At 62.2% G+C, this 12,264-nt stretch carries 10 protein-coding genes; 6 read left to right on the top strand and 4 right to left on the bottom strand.

The window, feature by feature from the left end; genetic code table 11:
• The first annotated feature begins 125 nt into the window (after positions 1 to 125).
• Positions 126 to 989 carry an MBL fold metallo-hydrolase gene (locus ACLH0H_RS22600; RefSeq protein WP_411379697.1) on the top strand — a complete coding sequence of 288 codons (864 nt, stop codon included), beginning with the start codon at positions 126 to 128 and terminating at the stop codon, positions 987 to 989.
• Positions 990 to 1,330: 341 nt separating this feature from the next.
• Here the strand turns inward: ACLH0H_RS22600 and bkdR are convergent, their stop codons facing one another.
• Positions 1,331 to 1,819: a Bkd operon transcriptional regulator BkdR gene (gene bkdR, locus ACLH0H_RS22595; protein WP_076955126.1), complete on the bottom strand. Its 489-nt coding sequence runs from the start codon at positions 1,817 to 1,819 to the stop codon at positions 1,331 to 1,333.
• Positions 1,820 to 2,014: 195 nt separating this feature from the next.
• Between bkdR and ACLH0H_RS22590 the strand changes: the two genes are divergently transcribed.
• The 5 genes from ACLH0H_RS22590 to ACLH0H_RS22570 all read left to right on the top strand — a co-directional run bounded on the left by ACLH0H_RS22590 (position 2,015) and on the right by ACLH0H_RS22570 (position 8,157).
• Complete coding sequence (locus tag ACLH0H_RS22590) at positions 2,015 to 3,250, top strand: 3-methyl-2-oxobutanoate dehydrogenase (2-methylpropanoyl-transferring) subunit alpha (RefSeq protein ID WP_411379696.1); 1,236 nt, start codon at positions 2,015 to 2,017, stop codon at positions 3,248 to 3,250.
• Between the two features lies 1 nt (position 3,251).
• The gene (locus ACLH0H_RS22585) at positions 3,252 to 4,310 is read left to right on the top strand and encodes an alpha-ketoacid dehydrogenase subunit beta (RefSeq protein ID WP_016978112.1); all 1,059 of its coding nucleotides are present in this window, start codon (positions 3,252 to 3,254) and stop codon (positions 4,308 to 4,310) included.
• Positions 4,311 to 5,564, top strand: coding sequence for a dihydrolipoamide acetyltransferase family protein (locus ACLH0H_RS22580; protein WP_411379695.1), 1,254 nt, complete (start codon positions 4,311 to 4,313; stop codon positions 5,562 to 5,564). It abuts the gene before it with no gap.
• A 4-nt stretch (positions 5,565 to 5,568) separates the two neighbouring features.
• Positions 5,569 to 6,948, top strand: a complete 1,380-nt coding sequence (lpdA, locus tag ACLH0H_RS22575) for a dihydrolipoyl dehydrogenase (protein ID WP_411379694.1) — start codon at positions 5,569 to 5,571, stop codon at positions 6,946 to 6,948.
• A 189-nt stretch (positions 6,949 to 7,137) separates the two neighbouring features.
• Positions 7,138 to 8,157: a branched-chain amino acid aminotransferase gene (locus tag ACLH0H_RS22570; protein ID WP_186690133.1), complete on the top strand. Its 1,020-nt coding sequence runs from the start codon at positions 7,138 to 7,140 to the stop codon at positions 8,155 to 8,157.
• A 190-nt stretch (positions 8,158 to 8,347) separates the two neighbouring features.
• On the opposite strand, the gene ACLH0H_RS22565 is transcribed toward ACLH0H_RS22570, so the two are convergent.
• The 3 genes from ACLH0H_RS22565 to ACLH0H_RS22555 all read right to left on the bottom strand — a co-directional run bounded on the left by ACLH0H_RS22565 (position 8,348) and on the right by ACLH0H_RS22555 (position 12,260).
• Positions 8,348 to 9,241, bottom strand: coding sequence for a GNAT family acetyltransferase (locus ACLH0H_RS22565; protein ID WP_411379693.1), 894 nt, complete (start codon positions 9,239 to 9,241; stop codon positions 8,348 to 8,350).
• Between the two features lie 72 nt (positions 9,242 to 9,313).
• Positions 9,314 to 10,597 (bottom strand): Zn-dependent hydrolase, encoded by a 1,284-nt coding sequence (locus ACLH0H_RS22560; protein WP_411379692.1) that lies wholly within the window; start codon positions 10,595 to 10,597, stop codon positions 9,314 to 9,316.
• Between the two features lie 175 nt (positions 10,598 to 10,772).
• On the bottom strand, positions 10,773 to 12,260 hold the full coding sequence (locus ACLH0H_RS22555) for an NCS1 family nucleobase:cation symporter-1 (RefSeq protein ID WP_411379691.1): 1,488 nt from the start codon (positions 12,258 to 12,260) through the stop codon (positions 10,773 to 10,775).
• Positions 12,261 to 12,264 lie beyond the last annotated feature (4 nt).

The raw sequence follows: 12,264 nt of genomic DNA, 5'->3' as shown, positions 1-12,264 counted from the left end.
GTGTGGCGTCACGTCCCGTTACAGGTCGATCCTTTGCCTCGGACCGTTTTTTTCCCTTAAGCTCGCAAGCCTATGTGGAAAACATCTCGAATGTAAGCCGCAATCCACCATCAAGGACCGCCGCCATGCCCGCGTTGATTCAAGCCTTTCTGGACGAGGCATCGTCGACCTTCACCTACGTGCTGCACGAGGCCGATGATGGCCCCTGTGCCATCGTCGACTCGGTGCTCAATTACGATCCGGCTTCGGGCCGCACCGACACGCGCCAGGCCGACAAGGTGATCGCCTATGTGCGCGAACATCGGCTGCAGGTGCAATGGCTGCTGGAAACCCACGCCCATGCCGATCACCTGTCCGCCGCGCCTTACCTGCGACGCACGCTGGGCGGCAAGATCGCCATTGGCCAGTCCATCAGCAAAGTGCAGGACGTGTTCAAGAACCTGTTCAACCTGGAGCCGGAGTTTCGCGTGGACGGCTCGCAGTTCGATCACTTGTTTGCGCCGGATGAGGTGTTTCATATCGGCAACATCAAGGCCCAGGCGCTGCACGTGCCGGGGCATACGCCGGCGGACATGGCCTATCTGATTGACGACCGCTTGATCCTGGTGGGCGACACGCTGTTCATGCCGGATGTGGGCACGGCGCGCTGTGATTTTCCGGGTGGGGATGCGCGGCAGCTGTATGCATCGATGCGCAAGTTGCTGGCCTATCCTTTGGAAACCGAACTTTATGTGTGCCATGACTACCCGCCAGAGGGGCGTGAGGCGAAGTGCCGGACCACCGTGAAGGAGCAGCGGGCGGGGAATATTCATGTGCATGACGGCATCGATGAAGCGGCGTTTGTGCAGATGCGTACGACCCGCGATGCGGGGCTGGGGATGCCGACGTTATTGTTGCCCGCGATTCAGGTGAATGTACGGGCGGGGAATATGCCGCCGGCGGAAGCGAATGGTGTGACCTACCTGAAGATCCCGCTCAACCAACTTTGAAATGCTTATCCCTGCGGGAGCTGGCTTGCCTGCGATAGCCATAGGTATCTACACAACTTTCAACGACTGAAAAGTATCCCTGTAGTGAGCGGGCTTGTCCCGCGCTGGGTGGCGAAGCCGCCCCAATAAAGGCATCGCCGAGCTTCAGGTGAATCCGGTCGCCTGGTTTGGGGCTGCTTCGCAGCCCAGCGCGGGACAAGCCCGCTCACTACAAAGATGTGTAGATACCTATGCTGCGATAGCGGTACATCAGGTAAACATGTGCCAACTGGCCCACCGCCATCGCAGGCAAGCCAGCTCCCACATTTTGAGCGGTGTTGGGTCAGTGAGGGCGGTGTAAATCAGGCACCCAAACTGATGCCATTGGCCGGCAACGGCAACGCAGTCTTGTAGCGCACCTGCTTGAGCGCAAAGCTCGAGCGGATATTGGCAACGCCCGGCACCTTGGTCAAAAAGTCCATCATGAAGCGCTCCAGCGCCTGGATCGTCGGCACCAGCACGCGAATCAGGTAGTCCGGGTCGCCGGCCATCAGGTAGCACTCCATCACTTCCGGGCGGTCGGAGATCGCGCTTTCGAACTGCTGCAACGCCAGTTCGTTCTGCTTTTCCAGGCTCACGTGGATGAATACGTTGACGTGCAGCCCCAGCAGGTCGGCGTCGAGCAGCGTGACCTGCTCGCGAATCAGCCCCAACTCCTCCATCGCCTTGACCCGGTTGAAGCACGGCGTGGGCGAAAGGTTGACCGAACGGGCCAGGTCGGCGTTGGTGATGCGAGCGTTCTCCTGCAGGGCGTTGAGAATGCCGATATCGGTACGGTCCAGTTTGCGCATGAGACAAAATCACCTGTTTATTATGTTTATGCAGTTTTTTTATCCGCAAATGATAGTCAGCGCAACGAAACACAGATAAATATTCTTCTACGCCCCGCCTATGATTGTTGTAGGACAAGATTTCTCCTATCCGGAGCCTGACTGTCAGCTAGCGCGCCCACTACAAGAAATTCACAAGATAGAGCGTAGAAAGCCATGAACCAGCCATACGAACCGCTGCGCCTGCACGTCCCTGAACCCTCGGGGCGTCCAGGCTGCAAGACCGACTTTACCTACCTGCGCCTGACCGACGCCGGCCTGGTGCGCAAACCCGCCATTGACGTAGAACCCGCCGACACCGCCGACCTGGCCAAGGGCCTGATCCGTGTGCTCGACGACCAGGGCCAGGCGCTCGGCCCGTGGGCCGAAGGGGTGCCGGTCGAGATCCTGCGCAAAGGCATGCGTGCCATGCTCAAGACGCGGATTTTCGACAACCGCATGGTGGTCGCCCAGCGTCAGAAAAAAATGTCGTTTTACATGCAGAGCCTCGGCGAAGAAGCCATCGGCAGCGCCCAGGCCCTGGCCTTGAACATCGATGACATGTGCTTCCCCACCTACCGCCAGCAAAGCATCCTGATGGCTCGCGACGTGCCGCTGGTGGACCTGATCTGCCAACTGCTGTCCAACGAGCGTGACCCGCTCAAGGGCCGTCAATTGCCGATCATGTACTCGGTGAAAGACGCGGGCTTCTTCACCATTTCCGGCAACCTTGCCACCCAGTTCGTACAGGGCGTGGGCTGGGGCATGGCTTCGGCGATCAAGGGCGATACCAAGATCGCCTCCGCCTGGATCGGCGACGGCGCCACCGCCGAATCCGACTTCCACACCGCCCTCACCTTCGCCCATGTGTACCGCGCCCCGGTGATTCTCAACGTGGTCAACAACCAGTGGGCCATCTCCACCTTCCAGGCGATTGCCGGCGGTGAAGCCACGACCTTTGCCGGACGCGGCGTGGGTTGCGGCATCGCCTCGCTGCGCGTGGACGGCAACGATTTCATCGCCGTGTACGCCGCCTCCGCCTGGGCCGCCGAACGTGCGCGCCGCAACCTGGGGCCAACGCTGATCGAGTGGGTCACCTACCGCGCCGGTCCGCACTCCACCTCGGACGATCCGTCCAAATACCGCCCCGCCGACGACTGGAGCCACTTCCCGCTCGGCGACCCGATTGCACGTCTCAAGCAGCACCTGATCAAGATTGGCCAGTGGTCCGACGAGGAACACGCGGCGGTCAGTGCCGAACTTGAAGCCGAAGTCATCGCAGCGCAAAAAGAAGCCGAACAGTACGGCACCCTGGCCGGCGGCCAGATCCCGAGCGCCGCGACCATGTTCGAAGACGTCTACAAAGAGATGCCGGAGCACTTGAAGCGCCAGCGTCAAGAGCTGGGGGTCTGACATGAACGATCACAACAACAGCATTGAAGTGGAAACCGCCATGACCACCACCACCATGACCATGATCCAGGCTCTGCGCTCGGCCATGGATGTGATGCTCGAACGCGACGACAACGTGGTGGTGTTCGGCCAGGACGTCGGTTACTTCGGCGGCGTGTTCCGTTGCACCGAGGGCCTGCAGACCAAATACGGCAGCTCACGGGTGTTTGACGCACCCATCTCCGAAAGCGGCATTATCGGCGTCGCGGTGGGCATGGGCGCCTACGGCCTGCGCCCGGTGGCCGAGATCCAGTTCGCCGACTACGTCTACCCCGCCACCGACCAGATCATCTCCGAAGCGGCGCGCCTGCGCTATCGTTCGGCCGGCCAGTTCACCGCGCCGCTGACCATGCGCATGCCGTGCGGCGGCGGTATCTATGGTGGCCAGACCCACAGCCAGAGCATCGAAGCGGTGTTTACCCAGGTGTGCGGGCTGCGCACGGTCATGCCGTCCAACCCCTATGACGCCAAGGGTTTGTTGATCGCCTCGATCGAAAACGATGACCCGGTGATCTTCCTCGAGCCCAAACGCCTGTACAACGGCCCCTTCGACGGCCATCACGACCGCCCGGTAACCCCGTGGTCCAAACACCCGCAAGCGCAAGTACCGGACGGCTACTACACCGTGCCGCTGGACGTGGCCGCCATCGTGCGTCCAGGTTCGGCCGTCACTGTGCTGACCTACGGCACCACCGTATATGTGTCGCAAGTGGCCGCCGAGGAAACCGGCATTGACGCCGAAGTCATCGACCTGCGCAGCCTGTGGCCGCTGGACCTGGAAACCATCGTCAAGTCGGTGAAAAAGACCGGCCGTTGCGTGGTGGTGCACGAAGCCACGCGCACCTGCGGCTTTGGCGCCGAGTTGGTGTCGCTGGTGCAGGAGCATTGCTTCCACCACCTGGAAGCGCCGATCGAACGCGTCACCGGCTGGGACACCCCCTACCCGCATGCGCAGGAGTGGGCGTATTTCCCAGGGCCGTCCCGCGTGGGCGCGGCGTTGAAACGGGTCATGGAGGTCTGAATGGGCACGCACGTTATCAAGATGCCGGACATTGGCGAAGGCATCGCCGAAGTGGAACTGTCGCAGTGGCATGTAAAAGTCGGCGACCTGGTTGTCGAAGACCAGGTGCTGGCGGATGTAATGACCGACAAAGCGATGGTGGACATCCCCTCGCCGGTGCACGGCAAGGTGATTTCCCTTGGCGGCGAGCCCGGTGAAGTCATGGCCGTGGGCAGCATCCTGATCAGCATCGAAGTGGAAGGCGCGGGTAACGCCAAGGACGCGCCTGCCGTCGCGGAGCCGGTGAAAACCGCGCCCGTGGTGGAAAGCGAACCAGCGCCGGTTGAAAGCAAACCCGCGCCGATCGCAGCAGCCCAGGCCCCCGTGGCCCGTAAAACCGGCGAACGTCCGTTGGCCTCGCCTGCCGTGCGCAAGCACGCCATGGACGCAGGGATCCAACTGCGCCTGGTCCAGGGCACTGGCCCGGCCGGGCGGATTCTGCATGAAGACCTGGAGGCGTTCCTGCGCCAGGGTCCGGCGAAAGCGTCTGCAGCGGCCAACCCCTACGCCGAACGCAACGATGAAGAACAGATCCCGGTGATCGGCATGCGCCGCAAGATCGCCCAGCGCATGCAGGACGCCACCCGCCGCGCCGCGCACTTCAGCTATGTGGAAGAGATTGATGTCACCGCCCTCGACGAGCTGCGCGTGCACCTCAACGAGAAACACGGCGCGACGCGCGGCAAGCTCACCTTGCTGCCGTTCATCGTGCGCGCCATGGTGGTGGCGCTGCGTGAGTTCCCGCAGATCAATGCGCGGTATGACGACGAAGCCCAGATCATCACCCGCCTTGGCGCGGTGCATGTGGGTGTCGCCACCCAGAGCGACGTCGGCCTGATGGTGCCGGTGGTGCGTCACGCCGAGGCGCGCAGCCTGTGGGGCAATGCCGAGGAAATCGCGCGCCTGGCCAGCGCCGCGCGCAACGGCAAGGCCAGCCGCGATGAGCTGTCGGGCTCGACCATTACCCTGACCAGCCTGGGCGCCTTGGGCGGCATCGTCAGCACGCCGGTGCTGAACCTGCCGGAAGTGGCCATCGTTGGCGTCAACCGCATCGTTGAACGGCCGATGGTGGTCAAGGGCCAGATCGTGGTGCGCAAGATGATGAACCTCTCCAGCTCCTTCGATCACCGTGTGGTCGATGGCATGGACGCGGCGCAATTCATCCAGGCCATTCGCGGCCTGCTCGAACAACCCGCCAGCCTGTTCCTGGAGTAAGGACATGACTCAGACATTGCAAACGACGCTGCTGATTATCGGCGGCGGGCCTGGCGGCTACGTGGCGGCCATCCGCGCCGGTCAGCTGGGTATCCCAACCGTCCTGGTGGAAGGCCAGGCGCTGGGGGGCACCTGCCTGAATATCGGCTGTATCCCGTCCAAGGCCTTGATCCATGTGGCCGAGCAGTTCCAGCAAACCAGTCACCACAGCCAGGGGTCGCCCTTGGGCATCGAGGTGGATGTGCCAACCCTGGACATCCGCAAAAGCGTGGAATGGAAAGACGGCATCGTCGACCGCCTGACCACGGGCGTCGCTGCGCTGCTGAAGAAACACAAGGTGCAGGTGGTCCACGGCTGGGCCAAGGTGGTGGACGGCAAGACGGTTGTGGTCGGCGACCAGCGCATCCAGTGCGAACACCTGCTGCTGGCCACCGGCTCGAAGAGCGTCAACCTGCCGATGCTGCCGATTGGCGGGCCGATCATCTCCTCCACCGAAGCCCTGGCGCCGACTCGGGTGCCCAAGCGCCTGATTGTGGTCGGCGGTGGTTATATCGGCTTGGAGCTGGGCATTGCTTACCGCAAGCTCGGGGCTGAGGTAAGTGTGGTGGAAGCGCAGGATCGTATCCTGCCGGCCTACGACGCCGAGCTGACGCAACCGGTGAACGAATCCCTCAAGCAACTGGGGGTGAAGCTGTACCTCCAGCACAGCGTCAGCGGTTTTGCCGACAACTGCCTGCAGGTGCGCGCTCCGAGTGGCGACACCCTGTCCCTGGAAACCGACCAGGTGCTGGTGGCCGTGGGGCGCAAACCCAATACTCAGGGCTGGAACCTCGAAGCGTTGAATCTGGACATGAACGGCGCCGCGATCAAGATCGACAACCGTTGCCAGACCAGCATGCGCAACGTGTGGGCGATCGGCGACCTGAGCGGCGAGCCGATGCTGGCCCACCGCGCCATGGCCCAGGGCGAGATGGTGGCCGAACTGATCAGCGGTCAATCCCGCGAATTCAACCCGGCTGCCATCCCGGCGGTGTGCTTCACCGACCCGGAACTGGTGGTGGTCGGCAAGACGCCGGACGAGGCCAAGGCCGCCGGCCTGGACTGCATCGTGTCGAGCTTTCCGTTCGCCGCCAATGGCCGCGCCATGACCCTGGAGTCGAAAACCGGCTTCGTACGGGTGGTGGCGCGCCGTGACAACCACCTGATCGTCGGCTGGCAAGCCGTGGGGGCCGGTGTTTCGGAGCTGTCCACCGCCTTTGGCCTGAGCCTGGAAATGAGCTCGCGCCTGGAAGATGTGGCCGGCACCATCCACGCCCATCCGACCCTCGGCGAAGCGGTGCAAGAGGCCGCGCTGCGCGCCTTGGGCCACGCCTTACACCTGTAACCAACACCCCTGTAGGAGCGAGCTTGCTCGCGAAAAACGTCAACGATAACGCGTACATTCTGGATGAACGCGGTGCCTATGAGTGCTTCGCGAGCAAGCTCGCTCCTACAGGGGATGCGAATGGCCCCGCGAATGCAGTATTGTGGTGCCCATTCAGTAAAACCGACTTGACCAGAGATAGAGGGTGTCATGGGTAACGAAAGCATCAATTGGGACAAGCTGGGTTTTGACTACATCAAGACCGACAAGCGGTTTCTCCAGGTCTGGAAAGATGGCGAATGGCAAGCTGGCACCCTGACCGACGACAACGTGCTGCACATCAGCGAGGGCTCCACCGCCCTGCATTATGGCCAGCAATGCTTTGAAGGCCTCAAGGCCTATCGCTGCAAAGACGGTTCCATCAACCTGTTCCGTCCGGACCAGAATGCCGCCCGCATGCAACGCAGCTGCGCCCGCCTGCTGATGCCGCACGTGTCGACCGAAGACTTCATCGACGCCTGCAAACAAGTGGTCAAGGCCAACGAGCGCTTCATCCCGCCGTACGGCAGTGGCGGCGCGCTGTACCTGCGCCCGTTCGTGATCGGCACCGGTGACAACATCGGCGTGCGTACCGCGCCGGAGTTCATCTTCTCGGTGTTCTGCATCCCGGTCGGCGCCTACTTCAAAGGCGGCCTGGTGCCCCACAACTTCCAGATCTCCACCTTCGACCGCGCCGCCCCACAGGGCACCGGCGCCGCCAAGGTTGGTGGCAACTACGCCGCCAGCCTGATGCCCGGTTCGGAAGCGAAAAAATCCGGTTTCGCCGACGCGATTTACCTGGACCCGATGACCCACTCCAAAATCGAAGAAGTCGGTTCGGCCAACTTCTTCGGAATCACCCACGACAACCAGTTCATCACGCCGAAGTCGCCGTCGGTACTGCCAGGCATCACCCGCCTGTCACTGATCGAGCTGGCCAAGACCCGCCTGGGCCTGGACGTGGTCGAGGGCGAAGTGTTCATCGACAAGCTGGACCAGTTCAAGGAAGCCGGCGCCTGCGGTACCGCGGCCGTGATTTCGCCGATCGGCGGCATCCAGTACAACGGCAAGCTGCATGTGTTCCACAGCGAGACCGAAGTCGGCCCGATCACCCAGAAGCTCTACAAAGAGTTGACCGGTGTGCAGACCGGTGATGTGGAAGCGCCAGCGGGTTGGATCGTAAAAGTCTAACCCCTCCCACATTGATCGTTCCCACGCTCCGCGTGGTAATGCATCACGTGACGCTCTGCGTCACCTGTACGCAGTGAGTTGTCGGTGGGACGCGGAGCGTCCCAAGCGGCATTCCCACGCAGAGCGTGGGAACGATCAAAAACCCTGTGGGAGCAGGCAAGCCAGCTCCCACATTTGATTTTTGGTGTTTTTAGGATTGAGCAGGAATATTCACCGCAATCTTCTTGCCCATACTGACCCTCGGTTCCACCCCGTACCCCAGCGCTTCATAAAACCCCACCACCGCCTCATTGCCGCCGGTGATCTGCAGGTTGATCTTCATGCAGCCCAGCGCGGTCAATGCCTGTTCCGCATGCCGCACCAGCGACGAACCCAGGCCATGGCGCCGATAGCCCGCATGCACCGCCACCGAATACAGCCAGCCCCGATGCCCGTCGTACCCGGCGAGAATAGTGCCGACTACGGTCTTTTTATCCGTCGCGACAAAGAACAACCCATCATTGACCGCCAGCTTCTTATCGATCGCCAGGCTCGGCAGGTTATGCGCGGTGTCGTAGCCGAACGCCTCCTGCCACAGTTCAATCACCTGCGCCCGATGCTGACGGTCGCGATAGAGCCCGATGGGGTGCCGGGACAGCAACGCCTTCTCCATCACCAAGGTACGCTCGTTGCCATGGTAGACATCGCGCACGGTGTGAAACCCCAGCCTGGTATAGAACGGCTCGGCGGTCAGCGACGACGGCACGCTCAGCACCGTCACCCCGGCTTCACGGGCGCGCAATTCGATCTCGATCATCAACACGCGGCCGATGCCCTGCCCTTGCAATGCGGGATTGACGAACACCGAGCGCACCACATTCGCGTCGAGGGCCGCGGTGGCGACGATCACCTGATCCTGAACCGCCACCAGCACCACGCGGCGCTTGAGCAGATCCAGCACCGCGTCCGGCGAAAAGCTACGCGCGACCCGAGCAATCACATCCGCCGGATAATCCCGTGCATTGCTGCTGTGCAAGGCCGCCAGGATGACCTGGCTGATCCCCTCGGCATCGGCGGGTTGGGCAAGACGAACGACGGTAGACATGATTGCTCCTGGCTGACGGCGGTTTGGCAAACGCCACAATACCAAGGTGCAAGCTGGCTTGCCTGCTCACCTTCAGGCCGCCAGTTTACCGCTGGCAATCGCCGCCGAGGCGGCCACCATCGCTCTTAACAACACCGCACAGCCCGCCGCCAGGTCATCCGGTGCGGCGTTCTCGATTTCGTTATGGCTGATGCCGCCCTCACAGGGCACGAAAATCATGCCGGCCGGGCCCAGCTCGGCGACGAATATGGCGTCGTGCCCTGCGCCGCTGACGATGTCCATGTTCGACAAGCCCAACCCATTGGCGGCATCGCGCACGGCGTCCACGCAGCCTTTGTCGAAGTACAGCGGTGGAAAGTCCGCCGTGGGCTGCATATCGAAACTCAAGCCGTGCTTGGCGCAGGTCGCGTCAATCACCGCGCGCACCTGGGCAATCATCGCGTCCAGCCGCGCCGGCTCCAAGTGACGAAAGTCCAGGGTCATGCGCACTTCCCCAGGAATGACGTTGCGCGAACCGGGGTAAGCCTGCAGGCAACCGACGGTGCCGCACGCATGGGGTTGATGCCCGAGCGCCGCCGCGTTGACCGCCGCCACCACGGCGGCGGCGCCGACCAGGGCGTCCTTGCGCAAGTGCATCGGCGTCGGCCCCGCATGCGCTTCAACGCCGCGCAGTGTCAGGTCGAACCACTTCTGCCCCAGGGCGCCGAGCACCACGCCGATGGTTTTTTTCTCGTCTTCCAGAATCGGCCCCTGTTCGATATGCGCCTCGAAATAGGCGCCCACCTTGTGCCCACTGACCGGGCGCGAACCCGCGTAGCCGATTGCGTTCAGCGCATCGCCCACGCTGACGCCGTCCACGTCCACCTTGGCCAGGGTATCGGCCAGGGTAAACTTTTCGGCAAACACGCCCGAGCCCATCATGCACGGCGGAAAACGCGAGCCCTCTTCGTTGGTCCACACCACCACTTCCAGCGGCGCCTCGGTTTCCAGCTTGAGATCATTGAGGGTGCGCAGTACTTCCACGCCGGCCAGCACGCCGAAGCAACCGTCGAATTTGCCGCCGGTAGGCTGGGTGTCGATATGGCTGCCCGTCATCACCGGCGGCAGGTCGGGGTTGCGCCCCGGGCGACGGGCGAAAATGTTGCCGATGCCATCGATGGTCACGGTGCAACCGGCCTCTTCGCACCACTGCACAAACAGGTTGCGGGCCTTGCGGTCCAGGTCGGTGAGGGCCAGACGACACACGCCGCCCTTGGGCGTGGCACCGAGTCTGGCCAGGTCCATCAGCGACTGCCACAGGCGGTCGCGGTTGATGTGCGGGTGGGTGGATTGCAGAACGTCGAGGGCAGCGTTCATGGGGGTCTCCTCAGGCTGGTTTCTTATGGATGACCCCGTTCCAACTGTGGAAAGAAGTCAGAAATGTGGGAGCGGGCTTGCTCGCGAAGGCGATTGCTCAGGCGATATCGACGGTGACTGATACACCGCTTTCGCGAGCAAGCCCGCTCCCACATTTTGATGGCATTCCAAATTTCTATACGGGTGATTTGGCAACAAGCGTGCTCATCCCACGCTTGGCATTCAGCCCGTAATACAACACCCCGCCCAACGCCGAACCGGTAAACCAGCCGTAGCTGTAGAACCAGCTGAACGCATCGCTGCCCAGGGACAGCAAGGTCAGCACCACCGGCACGCCAAAGGCGATAAAACCACTCCAATTCCACGCCGGGTATACGTCGTCGCGGTACAGGCCGGCGAGGTCAAGTTGTTGTTTGCGGGTGATGAAATAGTCCACCACCATGATCCCGGCAATCGGGCCGAGCAGGCTGGAATAGCCGAGCAACCAGTTGGAATACACCGTTTCCAGGCTCACATCGGAAACGATCAGGCCGAGTTTTTTCAGCAGTTCATGGCCCATCAACAGCAGCCCGACCAGGCCGGTCAGGATCACCGCCGTGGTGCGGTTGATCAGTTTGGGCGCGATGTTCTGGAAGTCGTTGGTGGGCGAGACAATGTTCGCCGCGGTGTTGGTGGACAAGGTTGCGACGATGATCAGCGCCATCGCCACGGCCACCCACACCGGGCTTTGGATATGGCCGATCAGCGTCACTGGGTCGGACACGCTCACCCCCACCAGCTTCACCGAAGCGGCGGTCATGATCACGCCCAGCGCGGCGAACAGGAACATGGTCAGCGGCAGGCCGAAAATCTGCCCCAGGATCTGGTCCTTCTGGCTTTTGGCGTAGCGGCTAAAGTCAGGAATGTTCAGCGACAAGGTGGCCCAGAACCCCACCATCGCCGTCAGGCCGGCCATGAAGTAACCGGTGAGGCTCGCGCCTTCGGGGCGCTTGGGCGGGATCGCCATCAGCTCGCTGAGGGACACATTCGGCATCGCCCACACCAGCAGGCCGATGCCCACCGCCACCAGCAACGGCGCCGACAAGGTTTCCAGGCGTTTGATCGACTCGGCGCCGCGCAGCACCACCCACAAATTCAGGCACCAGAACACCATGAAGCCAATCACTTCGCCGGTGCCGCCGAGGGACTTCCAGCCTTCGAAAATCGAGCCCAGGAACAAGTGAATCGCCAACCCGCCGAACATCGTCTGGATACCAAACCAGCCGCACGCCACCAGCGCCCGGATCAGGCACGGCACGTTGGACCCAAGGATGCCGAACGAGGAGCGCAACAGCACCGGAAACGGTATGCCGTACTTGGTGCCGGGGAAGGCGTTGAGGGTCAGCGGGATCAGCACCACGATGTTGGCCAACAGGATCGCCATCAGCGCTTCACCCACCGACAGGCCGAAATACGCGGTGAGCACCCCGCCCAAGGTATAGGTGGGCACGCAGATCGACATGCCGACCCACAAGGCGGTGATATGCCATTTGTTCCAGGTACGTTCGTGCACCTTGGTCGGTGCCATGTCGTGGTTGTAGCGAGGGCTGTCGAGGACGTCGGGGCCGGCGTCGAGTTCGTACAGGCCGTTGCGTTCAATGACTTGCGATCTGTTCTGTTGCATGGCC

The organism is Pseudomonas sp. MPB26, assembly GCF_046605355.1.
Classification (GTDB): Bacteria; Pseudomonadota; Gammaproteobacteria; order Pseudomonadales; family Pseudomonadaceae; genus Aquipseudomonas; species Aquipseudomonas cedrina.
This window is presented reverse-complemented; position numbering and strand designations above follow the sequence as displayed.

Bases quoted from the DNA above. Each gene is read 5' to 3' on its own strand.
- ACLH0H_RS22600 (WP_411379697.1), top strand. From the start codon at position 126: ATGCCCGCGTTGATTCAAGCCTTTCTGGACGAGGCATCGTCGACCTTC.
- bkdR (WP_076955126.1), bottom strand. From the start codon at position 1,819: ATGCGCAAACTGGACCGTACCGATATCGGCATTCTCAACGCCCTGCAG.
- ACLH0H_RS22590 (WP_411379696.1), top strand. From the start codon at position 2,015: ATGAACCAGCCATACGAACCGCTGCGCCTGCACGTCCCTGAACCCTCG.
- ACLH0H_RS22585 (WP_016978112.1), top strand. From the start codon at position 3,252: ATGAACGATCACAACAACAGCATTGAAGTGGAAACCGCCATGACCACC.
- ACLH0H_RS22580 (WP_411379695.1), top strand. From the start codon at position 4,311: ATGGGCACGCACGTTATCAAGATGCCGGACATTGGCGAAGGCATCGCC.
- lpdA (WP_411379694.1), top strand. From the start codon at position 5,569: ATGACTCAGACATTGCAAACGACGCTGCTGATTATCGGCGGCGGGCCT.
- ACLH0H_RS22570 (WP_186690133.1), top strand. From the start codon at position 7,138: ATGGGTAACGAAAGCATCAATTGGGACAAGCTGGGTTTTGACTACATC.
- ACLH0H_RS22565 (WP_411379693.1), bottom strand. From the start codon at position 9,241: ATGTCTACCGTCGTTCGTCTTGCCCAACCCGCCGATGCCGAGGGGATC.
- ACLH0H_RS22560 (WP_411379692.1), bottom strand. From the start codon at position 10,597: ATGAACGCTGCCCTCGACGTTCTGCAATCCACCCACCCGCACATCAAC.
- ACLH0H_RS22555 (WP_411379691.1), bottom strand. From the start codon at position 12,260: ATGCAACAGAACAGATCGCAAGTCATTGAACGCAACGGCCTGTACGAA.